Source organism: Sedimentitalea sediminis, assembly GCF_042687825.1.
In the GTDB taxonomy this organism is placed as follows: Bacteria; Pseudomonadota; Alphaproteobacteria; order Rhodobacterales; family Rhodobacteraceae; genus Sedimentitalea.
Genome location: NZ_JBHUQE010000001.1, coordinates 279,321 through 295,915 on the forward strand (window position 1 = coordinate 279,321; position 16,595 = coordinate 295,915).

General features: G+C 59.2%; 19 protein-coding genes. 7 read left to right on the forward strand and 12 right to left on the reverse strand.

Annotation, left to right across the window (positions count from 1 at the left end; genetic code table 11):
* Position 1: 1 nt before the first annotated feature.
* From ACFMPD_RS01330 to hemJ, 6 genes are all read right to left on the reverse strand, one after another.
* Entirely contained in the window at positions 2-811 is an 810-nt protein-coding gene (locus tag ACFMPD_RS01330) for a ParA family protein (RefSeq protein ID WP_380990848.1), read from the reverse strand.
* Positions 804-1,427, reverse strand: coding sequence for a 16S rRNA (guanine(527)-N(7))-methyltransferase RsmG (rsmG, locus tag ACFMPD_RS01335; RefSeq protein ID WP_380990851.1), 624 nt, complete (start codon positions 1,425-1,427; stop codon positions 804-806). The genes ACFMPD_RS01330 and rsmG overlap by 8 nt, the downstream gene beginning before the upstream one ends.
* Positions 1,424-3,295, reverse strand: a complete 1,872-nt coding sequence (gene mnmG, locus ACFMPD_RS01340; RefSeq protein WP_380990854.1) for a tRNA uridine-5-carboxymethylaminomethyl(34) synthesis enzyme MnmG — start codon at positions 3,293-3,295, stop codon at positions 1,424-1,426. The genes rsmG and mnmG overlap by 4 nt, the downstream gene beginning before the upstream one ends.
* A 3-nt stretch (positions 3,296-3,298) precedes the next feature.
* The gene (gene mnmE, locus ACFMPD_RS01345; protein ID WP_380990857.1) at positions 3,299-4,585 is read right to left on the reverse strand and encodes a tRNA uridine-5-carboxymethylaminomethyl(34) synthesis GTPase MnmE; all 1,287 of its coding nucleotides are present in this window, start codon (positions 4,583-4,585) and stop codon (positions 3,299-3,301) included.
* Positions 4,586-4,612: 27 nt separating this feature from the next.
* Positions 4,613-5,884 carry a transcription termination factor Rho gene (gene rho / locus ACFMPD_RS01350; protein ID WP_380990860.1) on the reverse strand — a complete coding sequence of 424 codons (1,272 nt, stop codon included), beginning with the start codon at positions 5,882-5,884 and terminating at the stop codon, positions 4,613-4,615.
* A 126-nt stretch (positions 5,885-6,010) separates the two neighbouring features.
* Positions 6,011-6,460, reverse strand: a complete 450-nt coding sequence (hemJ, locus tag ACFMPD_RS01355; protein WP_380990863.1) for a protoporphyrinogen oxidase HemJ — start codon at positions 6,458-6,460, stop codon at positions 6,011-6,013.
* 408 nt (positions 6,461-6,868) lie between these two features.
* Here hemJ and ACFMPD_RS01360 point away from each other — a divergent pair, with 408 nt between their 5' ends.
* From ACFMPD_RS01360 to dnaQ, 4 genes are read left to right on the forward strand one after another with little or no spacing between them, the layout of a single operon-like run.
* A complete protein-coding gene (locus tag ACFMPD_RS01360; protein ID WP_380990866.1) occupies positions 6,869-7,468 on the forward strand; it encodes a Maf family protein in 600 nt (199 codons plus the stop codon).
* Positions 7,465-8,298, forward strand: coding sequence for a shikimate dehydrogenase (locus tag ACFMPD_RS01365; RefSeq protein ID WP_380990868.1), 834 nt, complete (start codon positions 7,465-7,467; stop codon positions 8,296-8,298). The genes ACFMPD_RS01360 and ACFMPD_RS01365 overlap by 4 nt, the downstream gene beginning before the upstream one ends.
* Positions 8,295-8,888: a dephospho-CoA kinase gene (coaE, locus tag ACFMPD_RS01370; protein ID WP_380990871.1), complete on the forward strand. Its 594-nt coding sequence runs from the start codon at positions 8,295-8,297 to the stop codon at positions 8,886-8,888. The genes ACFMPD_RS01365 and coaE overlap by 4 nt, the downstream gene beginning before the upstream one ends.
* Entirely contained in the window at positions 8,881-9,567 is a 687-nt protein-coding gene (gene dnaQ, locus ACFMPD_RS01375; protein WP_380990874.1) for a DNA polymerase III subunit epsilon, read from the forward strand. Before coaE ends, dnaQ begins: the two co-directional genes overlap by 8 nt.
* A 21-nt stretch (positions 9,568-9,588) precedes the next feature.
* Here dnaQ and secB read toward each other — a convergent pair whose 3' ends face one another.
* Both secB and ACFMPD_RS01385 read right to left on the reverse strand, forming a co-directional pair.
* Positions 9,589-10,092: a protein-export chaperone SecB gene (gene secB, locus ACFMPD_RS01380; RefSeq protein WP_380990877.1), complete on the reverse strand. Its 504-nt coding sequence runs from the start codon at positions 10,090-10,092 to the stop codon at positions 9,589-9,591.
* Positions 10,093-10,146: 54 nt separating this feature from the next.
* On the reverse strand, positions 10,147-10,662 hold the full coding sequence (locus ACFMPD_RS01385; protein ID WP_380990879.1) for an FxsA family protein: 516 nt from the start codon (positions 10,660-10,662) through the stop codon (positions 10,147-10,149).
* Positions 10,663-10,769: 107 nt separating this feature from the next.
* On the opposite strand from ACFMPD_RS01385, the gene ACFMPD_RS01390 reads away from it, so the two are divergent.
* Genes ACFMPD_RS01390 through ACFMPD_RS01400 form a run of 3 tightly spaced genes read left to right on the forward strand, consistent with a single transcriptional unit; the run spans position 10,770 to position 13,035 of the window.
* Positions 10,770-11,426 (forward strand): Tim44/TimA family putative adaptor protein, encoded by a 657-nt coding sequence (locus tag ACFMPD_RS01390; protein ID WP_380990882.1) that lies wholly within the window; start codon positions 10,770-10,772, stop codon positions 11,424-11,426.
* Positions 11,423-12,469, forward strand: coding sequence for a murein transglycosylase A (gene mltA, locus ACFMPD_RS01395; protein ID WP_380990886.1), 1,047 nt, complete (start codon positions 11,423-11,425; stop codon positions 12,467-12,469). The genes ACFMPD_RS01390 and mltA overlap by 4 nt, the downstream gene beginning before the upstream one ends.
* Complete coding sequence (locus ACFMPD_RS01400) at positions 12,469-13,035, forward strand: Smr/MutS family protein (RefSeq protein WP_380990889.1); 567 nt, start codon at positions 12,469-12,471, stop codon at positions 13,033-13,035. Before mltA ends, ACFMPD_RS01400 begins: the two co-directional genes overlap by 1 nt.
* Positions 13,036-13,039: 4 nt before the next feature.
* Here the strand turns inward: ACFMPD_RS01400 and ACFMPD_RS01405 are convergent, their stop codons facing one another.
* From ACFMPD_RS01405 to trxA, 4 genes are all read right to left on the reverse strand, one after another.
* Positions 13,040-14,152 (reverse strand): alpha/beta hydrolase, encoded by a 1,113-nt coding sequence (locus ACFMPD_RS01405; RefSeq protein WP_380990892.1) that lies wholly within the window; start codon positions 14,150-14,152, stop codon positions 13,040-13,042.
* A gap of 34 nt (positions 14,153-14,186) precedes the next feature.
* Complete coding sequence (hslU, locus tag ACFMPD_RS01410; RefSeq protein WP_380990895.1) at positions 14,187-15,494, reverse strand: ATP-dependent protease ATPase subunit HslU; 1,308 nt, start codon at positions 15,492-15,494, stop codon at positions 14,187-14,189.
* Positions 15,495-15,553: 59 nt separating this feature from the next.
* The gene (hslV, locus tag ACFMPD_RS01415) at positions 15,554-16,111 is read right to left on the reverse strand and encodes an ATP-dependent protease subunit HslV (RefSeq protein WP_380990898.1); all 558 of its coding nucleotides are present in this window, start codon (positions 16,109-16,111) and stop codon (positions 15,554-15,556) included.
* A 143-nt stretch (positions 16,112-16,254) separates the two neighbouring features.
* The gene (gene trxA / locus ACFMPD_RS01420; protein WP_380990901.1) at positions 16,255-16,575 is read right to left on the reverse strand and encodes a thioredoxin; all 321 of its coding nucleotides are present in this window, start codon (positions 16,573-16,575) and stop codon (positions 16,255-16,257) included.
* Positions 16,576-16,595 lie beyond the last annotated feature (20 nt).

A 16,595-nucleotide genomic window follows, 5' to 3' on the forward strand; every position in this document is an offset into this window, starting at 1 on the left:
CTCAGGCGGCCATCTGCTTGTGGTTTGTCAGAATTTCCTGCGCCAGCGCCCGATAGGCGATCGCTCCCTGAGACCGGGTGTCATAGCTGAGAACCGGCATGGCAAAGGACGGCGCTTCGCTGACCCTGACATTGCGTGGAATCAGGGTCTCGAACACAAGCTCACCCAGATTGTCGCGGGCATCCTGTTCAACCAGCTGAGACAGGTTATTGCGCCGATCATACATCGTCAGAACGATGCCTTCGATCCGCAGGTCAGCATTCGCAGTCTGTCGCACTTCGCGCATGGTCAGCATAAGTTGCGACAAACCCTCGAGCGCATAGAATTCGCTTTGCAGCGGCACCAAAACCGAATGCGCGGCAACCATCGCGTTGACCGTCAACAGGTTCAGCGAAGGCGGGCAATCGATCAAGATATAGTCCCACCGAAAATCCGCCATCGCGGGCTGATGCAGTGCCTCTTTCAACAGATAGCTGCGGTTCTTGTTTGAAATCAGTTCTATGTCCGCCGAACTCAGATCCACTGTCGCCGGGATGATTGACAGATTTCCGACATTTGTTTTTTGAATCGCATCCGCCAACGGCGCATTGTCGACAAGCAAATCATAGGTTGTAACCTTGCGGTCGACGACATCGATCCCCAATCCGGTCGACGCGTTCCCCTGAGGATCGAGATCCACAACCAGAACCCTCTGCCCGATCTCTGCCAAGGCAGCCGCCAGATTGATCGACGTTGTCGTTTTGCCAACGCCGCCTTTTTGATTGGCGACGGCAATGACATGAGTACCGCTTACCGGCAGAATGTCAGACACGAGACGCTCCTGTAATTTTCAAAACAACCGCTCCCTCTTCTGTCTTGCTGTTAATCGCCTCGACGTCAAAACGCCATGATTTCCGCGCATGTTCCACCTCTTTTTTCCAAGTGACGCCCTTTGGAAACAAGGCAGTTCCGCCAGCGGCCAGATGCCGCTCACAATGGGTCAACAATCCGTTCAAATCAGTCAGGGCTCGAGCCGACACCGTGTCCGCATTCTGTGGCGCGGCCTGTTCGATTCTCTGGGCAAGCACCGTGCAAGAAAGTCCGGTTTCTCTGGCAGCCGCCCTGAGAAATGCGCATTTTCGTTGATCGCTTTCGATCAGGGTTACATTTAGCTCCGGTTGCTCATCCAGGGCCAAAATTCCGACCACAAGCCCCGGAAACCCACCTCCACTGCCCAGATCGACCCAATGTCGCGGGTTTTCTCCGGAACGGAAAACTTGAATGGAATCAATAATATGCCGTATCCAAAGATGATCAAGGCTGCTGCGGGAAACAAGATTGATTCTCGGGTTCCATTTTTTTACCAGCGAGTCCAGAACATTGAGACGATCGTGTGTTTCACGTGAAACACTCCAATCCAGACAATCCAGATCAACCCCTCCGGTCATGCCCGTCGAACCCGGTCTTGCTGCCTGAGTTTTGCCAGAATCAAAGCCAAGGCCGCGGGAGTCATGCCGTCAATGCGCGCAGCCTGAGCCAGATTGCCGGGACGGGATCGCACAAGTTTCTGTTTAAGTTCGTTCGACAGGCCTTCGATAGCCGAAAAGGCGAAATCTGGGGGAATGACCAGTCCCTCGTCACGTTTGAGCGCGTCGACATCATTTTCTTGCCGACTGATATAGTTGGCGTACAAAGCGTCTCTTTCAACCTGAGTTGCGATTTCGGGAGAAACGGACCGAAGCTCTGTCAACAAGAGGTGCAGACTGTCCAGCGACACTTCGGGAAAAGCCAGAACATCCATGCCGGTGCGCCGCTTTCCGTCCTGCCCCACGCGAATTCCCGCACTCTGCAATTCCTTTGGCGTAAATGTCGTCTCGGTCAGAATACCCCGTACGCGTTCCAGGCTTTGCATCTTCTTTTGAAAAATCGCTTTCCTGACATCGCTCACGCAGCCAAGCTGAAGTCCTAACGGGGTCAGACGCTGATCCGCGTTGTCCGCACGGAGGGACAATCGAAACTCTGCGCGAGAAGTGAACATGCGGTAAGGCTCGGAGACCCCACGCGCAGTCAGATCATCAATCATCACGCCGATATAGCTGCTGGACCGACTGAAAATAACGGGTTCCCGCTCCTGGATGCGTCGCGCTGCGTTCAAACCCGCAACCAAACCTTGTGCCGCAGCCTCTTCGTAACCCGTTGTCCCATTAATCTGCCCAGCCAGATATAACCCGGGCACATCCTTGAGCTGTAAAGTCGAAGTCAGCGCGCGAGGATCAATAAAATCATACTCAATTGCATAACCTGGCTGAAGGATGATCGCCCGCTCTAACCCTTTGATCGAATGTACATAGTCCTGCTGAACTTCGACCGGCAACGAGGTTGAGATGCCATTTGGATAGACTGTGTGATCCGCCAGACCTTCAGGCTCCAGAAAAACCTGATGGGACTGCTTCTCGGAAAATCGCACGATTTTGTCTTCGATAGACGGACAGTAGCGTGGGCCAACGCCGTCGATATGACCCCCATACATCGCCGATCTTTCGAGGTTCTTTTCGATGATCTCGTGAGTTCGCGAATTTGTGTGCGTGATACCGCAGGAAATCTGTCTGGCGTGAACCGATGTCGATAGAAAGGAAAACAACGTCGGATCCACATCTCCCGGCTGCATTTCCAGATCAGACCAGTCGATACTGCGCCCATCCAGCCGAGGTGGTGTGCCGGTTTTGAGGCGGCCCAGCGGCAGGCCGAAAGAGTCGATGCGATCCGCCAGACGTACCGAAGGCTTATCACCCAATCGCCCGCCTGGTTTAGCGACATCACCGATGTGAATCACCCCACGCAAAAAGGTTCCGGTGGTTAGTATGACCGCCCGTGCCGGAATTTCAGTACCGTCCTGCAGGACCGCGCCACAAACTGTGTCACCTGCCATCAGAAAATCTACTGCTTCGCCGACAATGATCTCGATCCCCGGGTTGTTTTCGATCTCGAACAACATGGTTCTTTGGTAAATCTGACGATCTGCCTGCGTTCGAGGTCCCTGAACCGCCGGTCCTTTTCGACGATTCAACAATCGGAACTGAATTCCGGCCTTGTCAGCAACGCGCGCCATGACGCCGTCCATCGCGTCGATTTCACGTACCAGATGCCCCTTACCCAACCCGCCAATAGCCGGATTGCAGGACATCACACCGATTCCTTCTCGTTTCAACGTGATCAAACCGGTACGAACTCCCATCCGTGCCGCGGCATGAGCGGCTTCGGTCCCGGCATGTCCGCCGCCAATCACAATCACATCAAAATGTTTCACGTGAAACACTCCTCATTTGCCAAGACAGAAGCTGCTGAAAATCTCGTCCAGCAGATTCTCGACATCAATCCGGCCAACCAGGAATTCCAGCGCGCGAATCGCGGTCCTCAGCTCTTCTGATGCCACTTCATAGCGGTCTGCACCCTCGGATAAAACCAGGCGGGCCGCCTGCAGGGCACAGGATGCGCGTTCCATGGCAATTCTGTGCCGCTCGCGTGTGGCAAGGCCCGCGCTGGCAGAACGGGTTTTCAGGACGGCAGAAATCCGGGCCACCAGATCATCCAAGCCTTCCCCGGTCACGCCGGATACGGCGTTGGTTTTATCCTGCCGCTCGTCGGCCTTGGGTCGGATCAGAATATCGCCTTGGCGGAACCCGACATCCAGGTCATCTGCCGTTTCCGACAAAAACACGCGCAGGTCCGCCTGCTCAGCTCTTTGGCGCGCCAGCGAAATTCCCATATCCTCGACAACATCCGATGTCTCACGCAATCCCGCTGTATCCAATAGCGTCACAGCCAGACCACTCAAATCCATACGTACTTCGATGACATCGCGTGTGGTGCCGGCAATTTCCGACGTAATCGCCGCCTGACGCCCCGCCAATGCATTGAGCAAAGTGGATTTTCCCACATTCGGAGCTCCGACGATGGCAACCTCGAATCCGGATCGGATCCGCTCGGCGATGACAACACCCCCTGTTTCCCTGCTCAGGGCATGCTGGACATCGGTGATCAACGCCAAGACTTCCGGCGTTACATCCATTGGGACATCTTCGTCCGCGAAATCGATCGTGAGCTCCAGCAACGACGCAGCCCGAATCAGGTCGGTACGCCAGGATTCCGCCAATTCGCCCAACTTCCCGGCCAGAACGTTCTGAGCCTGCCGCCTTTGCGCCTCGGTTTCTGCGTCGATCAGATCCGCCAGACCCTCGACCTGAGACAAATCGAGTTTGCCGTTTTCCATCGCGCGGCGGGTGAATTCACCAGGCTCTGCCAACCGCAACCCAGGGATCGATGACAGCGCATTTAACACCGAAGACACCACCGCAACACTACCATGCAGCTGCAGTTCAACCACATCCTCGCCAGTGAAGCTGGCCGGTGCGGAAAAGGTCAAAACCAGGGCATCGTCCAGATGACCGCCTGCCCCATCCTGCAGCGCACAAAGCCGCATGCCGCGGCGAGGCAAGTCCACGTCGCACATACTGCGCACCGCAGCATGCGACCGCGGCCCAGAGACTCGAATGACGGCCACACCGGCCTTGCCCTGCGCAGTGGCCAAAGCAAAAATGGTATCCATGAAAATACCCCGTGTGGACGCCCCGCGTCAGGTATTCATCGAGTCAAAGAAATCACTGTTAGACTTGGTCTGTTTCAGTTTTGAAATCAGGAACTCGATGGCATCGGTGGTACCCATCGGGTTCAGGATGCGTCGCAGCACAAAGGTCTTCTGCAAGTCGATCTTGTCGACCAGCAGGTCCTCTTTCCGGGTGCCGGATTTCAGAATGTCGATGGCCGGGAAGACGCGCTTGTCAGCGATCTTGCGATCCAGAACAATCTCGGAGTTGCCGGTGCCCTTGAATTCTTCAAAGATCACCTCGTCCATCCGGCTGCCAGTATCGATCAGCGCCGTGGCGATGATGGTCAGCGATCCGCCCTCTTCGATATTCCGCGCCGCACCAAAGAACCGCTTGGGCCGCTGCAGGGCATTGGCGTCCACACCGCCAGTCAGAACCTTGCCCGAAGACGGCACAACCGTATTGAATGCCCTACCAAGTCTTGTGATCGAGTCGAGAAGAATAACAACATCTCGCTTGTGTTCGACCAAACGCTTGGCTTTTTCGATCACCATTTCGCTGACCGCCACATGCCGCGTTGCCGGTTCATCAAAGGTCGAGGATACAACCTCGCCCTTGACCGAACGCTGCATGTCGGTGACTTCTTCGGGCCGCTCGTCGATCAGCAATACGATCAGATAACATTCCGGGTGATTTTTTTCGATCGAGTTGGCGATGTTCTGCAGGATCACCGTCTTGCCGGTACGCGGCGGTGCCACGATCAGAGATCGCTGGCCCTTGCCGATCGGCGCGACCAGATCGATGATGCGGGCCGTACGATCCTTGATCGTCGGATCCTCGACTTCCATGTTCAGACGCTCGTCCGGATACAGCGGCGTCAGGTTGTCAAACGCAATCTTGTGCCGGGCCTTTTCAGGATCTTCAAAATTGATTTTGGTGACATTGGTCAGCGCGAAATAGCGTTCATTCTCGTTCGGTGCCTGAATGACACCGTCAATGGTGTCACCAGTGCGCAGCGAATGCTGACGGATCATGTCAGGCGACACATATATATCGTCCGGTCCCGGCAGATAATTGGCCTCGGGTGAACGCAGAAAACCGAATCCGTCCTGCAGAACCTCGAGCACCCCGTCGCCGGATACTTCCCATCCCTCATCCGCGCGTTCGCGCAGAATCTGGAACATCATCTCGCCCTTGCGCATGGTCGACGCGTTTTCGATCTCAAGCTCTTCGGCCATGGCCAACAGGTCTTTCGGGCTTTTTGCCTTGAGATCGGAAAGGTTCAACTTTTCAACGGTCATGGAGATACTGCCTGTCTGCATCCGGTCGGTGCCGGCTGCGATCTATCGCTAACGGGAAATCGCCCTGCCCGGACGGGCTGGCTGACAGGGTCTTTAGCCAAGCCCCTGGAAAAAGTCAAATGATGATCAGAACCGAACCACCACCGACAGAACGATGACGACCATCAGTACTGTCGGCACCTCGTTCATCATGCGAAACTGCCGGCCGGTCCAGGTGTTGGTGCCGTTCAACAGATCCTTGCGCCGCCAGCCCAGCCAGTGATGGAACCAGGACATCACCAGAACCGCGCCGGCCTTGGTCCAGGGCCAGATCTCGCCCCAATCAACGATACCGGGGGTGAACACGAGACACAGACCGAACACCCAGGTTGCGACAAAGGCCGGATTCATGATCAGACGCAAAAGCTTGACTTCCATCATCTCAAAAACCGCCGCCATATCGCTGCTTTCCCCAGCCCGTTCGACATGGTGAACAAACAGCCGAGGCAGATAGAACAATCCTGCCATCCAGGCGATCACCGACATGATGTGAAACGCCTTGGTCCAAGGATATATCGAGATCAGAAAGTCAGTCATGTCGTCCCCGGGATCTGTGCCGGGCCTTCCTAATAAAAATATATGAAAGAAGAAAGGATGATGGTTTTGTAGGAAGCCGGGAAACCAGTGGATTATTGATTTGTACCTTGGGTTCTCCCCAGAAAACCCGAATGTTGGAAAGTTCCGCACAAACATTTGGGAGAAGAATATTTATTATTTATAAACAATGGGATAGCTAAATTTTTCAAGTGGTAATCCTGTGGAAAAATCGGGAAAAACTAAGACAGACGAGGGTTCAAGGCCAAATCAGACTTGTCCTTATCCCGTCTGTATGAAAGCGCCGGAAAAACCGCGAGATTGCGGTGGTCTGTGCGCACTTGCGCCACTGGGTAAAAACCCTACAAATCGTCCCGACCCATCCCCGATCTTGCGCACCCGGTTTTCCACATGTCTATCCCCGTGATCCTTGCCTCTGGTTCCCAGATTCGCGCCCAGCTGTTGTCGCAGGCTGATATCGATTTTCGGGTGCAGGTGCCGCGGGTGGACGAAAATATGATCAAATCCGCCCTGATCGCCGAAGGCGCTCCGCCCCGCGACATTGCGGATGCACTGGCCGAGATGAAAGCCCGAAAGATCAGCGACAGGAACCCCGGCGCGCTGGTGATCGGCTGCGATCAGGTACTTGAATTCCAGGGATCGCTGCTGTCCAAACCCGTGACCGCCGCAGAAGCGCTGGCGCAATTGACCGCAATGCGCGGGCATCGGCATAAACTGTTATCCGCTGCGGTGATCTATCAGGACAGCCAGCCCCTGTGGCGCCATGTCGGGCAGGTTCGCCTGCATATGCGCACGGCGACCGACGCCTATCTAAAGGGGTATGTCGCGCGCAACTGGGACAGTATTCGCCACGCGGTTGGCGGCTATAAGCTCGAAGAAGAGGGCGTGCGCCTGTTCTCGGCTATTGACGGAGACTACTTTAACGTTTTGGGTATGCCATTGCTGAACATTCTGAATTTTCTGGCGTTGCAGGGAGCGATTGAACATTGACGCAGGCACGAATTCCTTTGGCCGGGGTCATAGGCTCTCCGATCGCGCATTCCAGATCTCCGCAACTGCACCGGCATTGGCTGCTGACCTACGGAATTCGCGGCTACTATATCCCCATGGACGTCGCCCATGACGATCTGAAACAGGTGATCCGCGCCCTGCCCCGGATGGGTTTTGTCGGTGTCAACATTACCGTTCCTCACAAAGAGCGGGTAATGGAAATGGCCGATAAGGTCACGGATCGTGCCACGCTGATCGGTGCGGCCAATACGCTTATCTTTCGTGACGATGGCTCGATCCATGCGGACAACACGGATGGCTACGGCTTTATCGAGAACCTGCGCAGCGGGGCGCCGGACTGGGATGCCAAGGCCGGCCCGGCCGTTGCGCTGGGGGCCGGCGGCGCGGCACGGGCGGTGATTGCCTCGCTGTCCGATGCCGGGGTGCCGCAGATCATACTCAGCAACCGCACCCGGGCACGCGCCGAGCGGTTGCGCGACGATTTCGGCCAACGTGTGCGGGTGGTTGACTGGGTTCAGGCCGGCAATGTGCTGGAAGAGGCCGCCTTGGTGGTCAACACGACTTCGCTGGGCATGTCCGGCCAGCCCGAATTGCGGGTTCCGCTGGACGGGTTGCCGAAATCCGCAGTGGTCACGGATCTGGTCTATTCGCCCCTGAAAACCCATCTGCTGCAGGTCGCCGAGGACATGGGATGCACAACGGTGGACGGGTTGGGCATGCTGCTGCATCAGGCGGTGCCGGCCTTTGAACGCTGGTTCGGGTACCGCCCGACCGTCGACGAAGACACCCGCGCGGCGGCGCTGCGATGAGTTTTTGCCTGGGGCTGACCGGTTCCATCGGCATGGGCAAAAGCACCACGGCCGCGATGTTCGTGGACGAGGGCTGTGCCCTGTGGGACGCCGATGCGGCGGTGCATCGTCTCTATGCCAAGGGTGGCGCCGCGGTGGGTCCGCTGGGGCGGGAATTTCCCCAGGCGGTGCAGGACGGCGCGGTGGATCGTGGCGTGCTGAAGCAGATCATCGGCGCTGCTCCGGAGGCGCTGGCGCGGATTGAGGCGATCGTGCATCCCCTGGTGGCACAGGATCGGGCGCAGTTCCGGGATCAGGCCGGTTCCGACATCCTGGTCTTTGACATCCCGCTGCTATTTGAGACCGGCGGCGGCGCCGGAATGGATGCAGTGGCCTGCGTGTCGGCGCCGCCTGACATACAGGAAAGCCGGGTGCTGGACCGCGGCACCATGACCCGCGACCAGTTCCAGCTGATCCGGGACAAGCAGATGCCGGATGCGGAGAAACGGGCGCGATCCGATTTCGTGATCGTTACAGACACGCTGGACCACGCGCGCGAACAGGTTCAGGATATCGTCAGGCAGATCAGGGCACGGCAGGCGCATGCGTGAAATCGTACTGGATACGGAAACCACAGGATTCGACCCGCAATCCGGGGATCGGATCGTCGAGATTGGCGCGGTCGAGTTGAACAACCACGTTGCGACCGGACGCACCTATCACCAATACATCAACCCGGAACGGGCGATGCCGCAAGAGGCGTTCGAGGTGCACGGGCTGGGTGACGACTTTCTGCGCGACAAGCCGAAATTCGCTGAGATCGGGCAGGCATTTCTGGATTTTGTCGGCGAGTCAAAGCTGGTCATTCACAATGCCGCCTTTGACATGAAGTTTCTCAACGCCGAACTGGGCTGGATCCAGCTGCCGCAACTGCCCTGGGAACAGGCGATCGACACTTTGGCGATTGCGCGAAAACGCTTTCCCGGCTCGCCGGCCTCTCTGGACGCGCTGTGCCGGCGGTTCAACATCGACAATTCCTCGCGCACGCTGCACGGGGCGCTGCTGGACTCGGAAATCCTGGCCGAAGTCTATCTGGAACTGATCGGCGGTCGACAGCCCGACTTTGCGCTGTCGACCAGTGCCAGGGGGCGCAGCGAAACCGCCGGTACAGACTGGCGCCCTGCCCCGCGACCAACCCCGCTGCCGTCGCTGCTGACCGACGACGAACGCGCCGCGCACAAGGCCATTGTGGCCAAACTGGGCGATCAGGCCCTGTGGACGCGCGCCTGAGAAAGCAGGCACGGCGTCGGTTCAGGCATTGGCGGTCTGGCCGCCCTGCTCGCTTTGACGGCGGGCCAGTTCGGATCGGTAAAGCTGAACGAAATCAATGTTTTCCAGGTTCAGGGGCGGATAGCCACCGTCGCGGGTCACATCGCTGACGATGCGCCGCAGAAACGGGAACAGCATACGCGGGCATTCGATCAGAAGAAACGGGTGCAACTGCTCCTCGGGCACGCCCTCGATGTGAAACACGCCGCCATATTCGATCTCCATCAGGAACAGCTGGTCACGGCTTTCCTTGGCCTTGGAATCGATGTTCAGCTTGATCACAACGTCATATTGATGCGCGGTCGGGCGTTTCTGGGCGTCCAGATTGACCTGGATGCTGACATCCGGTTGCACCTCTCCCGACGCGCCCTTTTGTGCCATGACGTTTTCAAAGGACAGGTCGCGCACGAATTGCCCCAGGATGTTCATTTTGACCTGCGGAACCTGCTGGCCGCCATTTGCAGCCGCCGCGCCATTGTCGGACATGCGTTCACTCCTCATGCAAGATTTGCGGCTGCTTACCAGCTAGGTACCGGTAGCTCAATGCCGCTTGCCATCCTCGACCCACCCGGACGGGCCGGCATTCGGGTCGCGGGCTGGCGGGACTTCTTCGAATTCACCGTCTATGACGACGCCTTGGTCGTTGGGGTCGCGTTGGGGCCCCTGCCCCGGACCGTTTCGTTGCTCCGGCCCCATCTGGAAGTGATGGACTTTGACCCGGGCGCGCAGATATCGAAAGACCGCGGCTCGTACCGGTGGCATCAACAGGGCAAAACCGACCGCATCGGTGAAAAACCCGGGCGTCAGCAGCAGGGCGCCGGAAATCAGGATCATCGCACCATGCGCCAGTGGCTCGGTCGGATCGTTCAGCTCGGAAAACGACGCGCGCAACTGATTCATGGCCATCCGCCCCTGGGACCGGACCAGCCAGGTGCCCAGCACAGCCGTCAGGACAACCACGGCCAGGGTCGGCCACAACCCGATCAGGCCGCCGATCTGGATGAACAGGGCGATCTCGATCAGCGGAACCATAAGGAAGGCCAAAAACAGATACATTGCGGGTTTCCTTTCCCTTGCGCTGGACGGTGGACTTGACCCCGCCCGTCACCTACATAAGTCCCAAGGGCACAGCTTACAAAGCCCATCGTAGTCACGAGGTCCAAATGAATTCGCCCATCATCCAGCTTCTGGTGCTGGCAGGCATTGCCATCTTCCTGATCCTGCGCCTGAAAAGCGTCTTGGGCACGCGTGACGGTTTCGAAAAACCCACCTTGCCGAAAAAGCCGGAAAAAGCGGATCGTCAGGGATTCGAGGTGATCGAAGGCGGTCCGGATCGCGATATCACCGATCATGTCGAGGAAAACAGCAGCCAGGCGCAGGATCTGGCGGCGATGAAACGCGTCGAACCCGGCTTTTCCGTCACCCAGTTCGTTCAGGGCGCCCGTGGTGCCTATGAAATGATCGTCATGGGGTTCGAACGCGGCAATCTCGACGAAATCCAACCGTTCCTGGCCGAGGACGTGTTCGAGACTTTTGTCGATGTCGTCGCGGCCCGCGAAGATCAGGGCCTGACGATCGAGGCGGAATTTGTCGGCGTGCGGGAGACCGTGCTGCAGGACGTGCGGTTTGACAAGGACTCCAACAAGGCCGAGATCACCATGCGCTTTGTCGGCGAGCTGACTTCGGTCGTGCGCAACAAGGATGGCGAGATCGTCGAAGGCAGCCCGAGCCAGGTGAAACGGCAAAAAGACACCTGGACTTTTGCCCGCACCATGGGTGCGGACGATCCCAACTGGCTGCTTGTCGCCACGGACGCATGAGTGCAGCGCTGCGGGCGGCGGTCCTGGCCGGGTCGATGACCATGGTCGGCGGCGTTCAGGCGGACCCCAGTTATCAGATTCTGGATTTTTCAAACCTCGATGGTTGGGTCCAGGACGATCACGCGGCGGCGCTGTCAGTATTTCTGAACACTTGCGGCGATCTCGAGGATCCGGACTGGCAGTCCTTGTGCGCTCTGGCCGGGACACAGGTGCGGCGGCCTGACGGGGCGCGGCGGTTTTTCGAGTTGTTCTTTCGTCCGGTTCTGATCGAGGATGGCGCGGCGGCGCTGTTCACCGGCTATTTCGAGCCGGAACTGCAGGGCGCCCGTCAACCCGATGCGCGGTTTCGCTATCCGGTCTACCGGATGCCACAAGAGGCCCGAACGATCCGCCCATGGCTGACGCGGGAACAGATCCTTGGCGGCGATGTCATGCGGGGCCGTGGGCTGGAAATCGCCTGGGTCGATGATCCGGTCGAACTGTTCTTTCTGCAAATTCAGGGGTCTGGCAGAATTCGCCTGCCCAGTGGTCAGACCCTGCGTGTCGGTTATGGCGGCGCCAACGGCCAACCCTATCGTTCGATCGGGATGGAACTGGTGCGCCGGGGCGTGTTCGCGGCGCATCAGGTCAGTGCAGAGGTGATCAAGGCCTGGGTGCGCCGCAACCCCGAGGCCGGCCGCGATCTGCTGTTTCACAATCCGTCTTACGTCTTTTTCCGCGAGCTGCGGACTCTCAAGCCTGATCAGGGCCCGCTTGGGGCGATGAACCGGTCAGTGACGCCCTTGCGCAGCATCGCCGTCGACCCGGACCATACGCCGCTTGGCGCGCCGGTCTGGGTTGAAAAGGACGGCGCCAACCCGCTGCGCCGGCTGATGATTGCACAGGACACCGGATCGGCGATCAAGGGCGCGCAACGGGCTGATATCTTCTTTGGGACCGGAGACGCGGCCGGACAGGCCGCCGGGCGATTGCGGGATCCGGGCCGCATGGTGCTATTGCTGCCGATCCAGCGGGCCTATGCTTTGTTGCCGGATGGCGCCTGATGACCCGCCGTCGTCTGACCCCCGAAGAAATCGATCTGTGGCAACGGGTTGCCATTCAGGCCGAACGGTTGCACCCAAAGACGCAGACGACCCCGGCCCGGCCATTGCCGAAACCGAAGCCTGACAAACAGCCCATTCCCCGCGCGGCTCCGGGCCTGACGAAACCGGCGGCAGCCCGGCTGTTGACCCCCAAACCCACCGACACACGACCGCCCGCGGTGCAGATGGATCGCAAGGCGTTCGGGCGGATGAAACGCGGCAAGTTGGTACCGGAGGGCAGAATCGACCTGCACGGCATGACGCTGGATCGGGCGCATCCCGCCCTGACCCGCTTTGTCCTGACTTCGCAGACCGCAGGCCGCCGGTTGATTCTGGTGATTACCGGCAAGGGAAAAAAGGATGCCGATCACGGGATGATTCCGGTCCAGCGCGGCATTCTCAGGCGTAACGTGCCCTTGTGGCTGGCGATGCCTCCATTGGCACAGGCGGTGCTGCAGGTGACACCGGCACATATCAGCCACGGCGGCGACGGCGCCTTTTACGTTTACCTGCGCCGCCTTCGCTAGGACGTTATCTGTCGTTGCCACCGGTGCCCGGGGCCAGAACGATCTCGGTCGCGCCCTCGGCGCGGACATCAAGACCGGACAGAAGATTCTGCAAGGCCGGTTCTTCAGGACCAAAGGTGCGACTCACCGATTGTGCGCCCTTCAGCATGGCCAACAAGGCCGGCGATGTTGCCGGGATAAAATGACTCGAGCCGGCAGAGTCCGCAAAGGCCGTCGCGTCGATCACTTCGACCGGCAGATCGCGGATCTGGTCGATGCTGGACAGATTGCCCAGCCGCTGCGGACGATACGTACCGCGCAGACGGGACGAGATGTTCAGCACCTTGTCCTTGGACGAGACAAAGATGACGAAAGGCTTCGGAACAACCGACAGGCGCAGCATCTGGGCGCGGAACACCTCGACATCCAGATCGGGCGAGATCAGCACCACCCCGGCCAGATTTCGGGCCACCCAGCCGGGATCCTGGATGTCTATCTGCCGCAGTGTCTCCATCGTCAGAAAACTGCCCATGGAATGGGCCACCAGAACGATCCGGTCCACCCCTGCCGCTTTCACCTCACGGACCAGCGTTTCCAGCCCGTCGCGGGCAAACAGCGCGCTGTCGCCATCATAGGCATAGGCCAGCGGCTTGCCCCGGCTGGGCCAGGAATAGGCCATCAACAGACCGGGCATGTTGGTGTCATGTGCCACCTGGGCGGCCCGGAACGCGGTTTCGGCCTGAGTGGCGTTGAAACCATGCACGAAGATCGTGATGTCGCGCGCAGCGTCAGGCTGCGATCCCAGCGCCTGTTGCAACCGTGACCGGAACGCCTGGGCATCGGTGAAAACCTTGCGCCCGGCCATCGTGAATTGCTTGCGCGGATCGGGTCTGGCATAGCCGAAATCCAGTGTCCCGGGCTCATGGCCGGGGGGAATCGACACGGTCAGTTCCAGCCGCCGCAGGGTATCCGAGCGCCGGTAGCCGAATGTGCCATCGGCCTCGGGCAGCCGGCTGGTGGCGGCGAACACGGTGCGGTTGCTGCCGATCTGCAGGGCGACCGGTACGACCGGTGCCTGGCTGCGGTCGACACAGCCCGCAAACACAAGAAACACCGTCAAGGCCGAAAGAAAACGCATCACATGTTCCGCAGCCGCCCTGGCCACGCGGCCATCACAGAACGTATTGACTGATATCCGTGGATCGGGTCAAGGCGCCAAGATTGGCTTCGACAAAGGCTGCATCGACGGTAATGCTGTCTCCGCTCCGGTCCGGCGCGGTAAAGGACAGTTCCTCGAAAACCCGTTCCATCACGGTATAAAGCCTGCGCGCGCCGATATTTTCAACCGAGTGGTTCACATCTGCGGCGATCTTTGCCAGGGCCGCGATCCCGTCCTCGGTAAACCCGATCTCGACCTGCTCGGTGCCCATCAGCGCGGTATATTGCAGGGTCAGCGCATTGTCGGTTTCCGTCAGGATGCGCACGAAATCCCCTTCGGTCAGGGCACGCAACTCGACCCGGATCGGCAGGCGGCCCTGCAATTCGGGCAGCAGGTCGCTGGGCTTGGCGATGTGAAACGCGCCCGAGGCGATGAACAGGATATGGTCGGTCTTGACCGGTCCGTGCTTGGTGCTGACTGTCGTGCCTTCGATCAGAGGCAACAGATCGCGCTGTACGCCCTCGCGGCTGACATCGCCGCCGCGGGCATCCGAGCGGGCGCAGACCTTGTCGATCTCATCCAGAAACACGATGCCGTTCTGTTCGACCGAATCCAGCGCGGCGCGGGTCACGGTCTCGTCGTCCAGCAGCTTGTCGGCCTCTTCCCCGATCAGGATTTCATAGCTGTCGGCCACGGTCATCTTGCGCCGCACGGTGCGTCCGCCAAAGGCCTTGCCAAAGATATCGCCCAGATTCATCATCCCCATACTGCCGCCGGGCTGGCCGGGAATTTCCAGGTTCGACATGGGGTTGGACGTGTCGGCCAGGTCCAGTTCGATAACCGTATTGTCCAGTTCCCCCGATTTCAGTTTCTTGCGGAACATTTCGCGGGTGCCTTCGCGGGCATCGGTGCCGGCAATGGCAGAGATTACCCGCTCTTCGGCGGCCAGGTGGGCCTTGGCCTTGACGTCCTCGCGCATGTATTCGCGGGTCTGGGCAATGGCGCTGTCCACCAGGTCGCGCACGATCTGTTCGACGTCGCGGCCCACATAGCCGACCTCGGTGAACTTGGTGGCCTCGACCTTGATAAAGGGCGCGCGGGCCAGTTTCGCCAGCCGCCGGCTGATCTCGGTCTTGCCGACGCCGGTGGGGCCGATCATCAGAATGTTCTTGGGATAGACCTCGTCGCGCAGATCGTCGGACAGTTGCTTGCGGCGCCAGCGGTTGCGCAACGCCACGGCTACGGCGCGTTTTGCATCGTTCTGGCCGATGATGAACCGATCCAGTTCGCTGACGATTTCGCGGGGGGTGAGGTCTGTCATGTCAAATCCTTTTCCGGGGGAAAATCCTGGCTCCGGACGGACCGGGTTTTCGGAACTACTCAGCTGCCAATAGTTTCCACGGTCAGGTTGCCGTTGGTGTAGACGCAGATATCGGCGGCGATGGCCATGGCGTCGCGCGCCACCTGTTCCGCCGATCGGTCGCTGTCCATCATGCCGCGCGCCGCGGCCAGTGCGAAATTGCCGCCCGATCCGATGGCGGTGACGTCATGTTCCGGCTCCAGAACGTCGCCAGCGCCGGTGATGACAAAGATGTCGGTGCCGTCGGACACGATCAGCATCGCTTCGAGCTTTTGCAGGTATTTGTCGGTGCGCCAATCCTTGGCCAGTTCGACGCTGGCGCGGGCCAGTTGTCCGGGCGTCGCTTCCAGCTTGGTTTCCAGCCGTTCCAGCAGGGTGAAGGCATCTGCGGTCGAGCCGGCGAAACCCGCCACGACGTCAAAGCCGCCGGGCGACAGGCGGCGCACCTTGCGCGCCGTTCCCTTGATCACAGTCTGCCCCAGCGAGACCTGACCGTCGCCCGCAATGACCACCTGTCCGTCTTTCTTGACGCCGATGATCGTGGTGCCGTGCCAGCCGGGAAAACTGTCGTTGCTCATGGTCGGTCTCCTGTCGTTGGCTGCCTATATGGAGCGCGACCGGGCAGGGCACAAGACCGTGCCCCTGCGACATTCAACTGAGACGCCGCCAAAAAAAAGGGCGCCCGCATCGCGGACGCCCCGATTTCATCGAAACAGCCGTTTCAGATCGATTCGTCGATCCAGCTTTGCAGCGCCGCCTTGGGTTTTGCGCCGGCCATGTTGGACACGACTTGACCGTCCTTGAAGATGAACAGTGCCGGAATACCGCGCACGCCCATGGCAGCGGCGGAATTCGGGTTGCTGTCGACATCTACCTTGGCGATCTTGATCTTGCCCTCGTATTCCGCGGACAGTTCTTCCAGCGCCGGGCCGATCTGCTTGCAGGGGCCGCACCACTCGGCCCAGAAATCCACCACGACGGGGATATCGGAATTCTTGACTTCGGTGTCAAAGGTGGCGTCCGTGACGGCAACGGTGGACATATTCTGGCTCCTGAATAAAA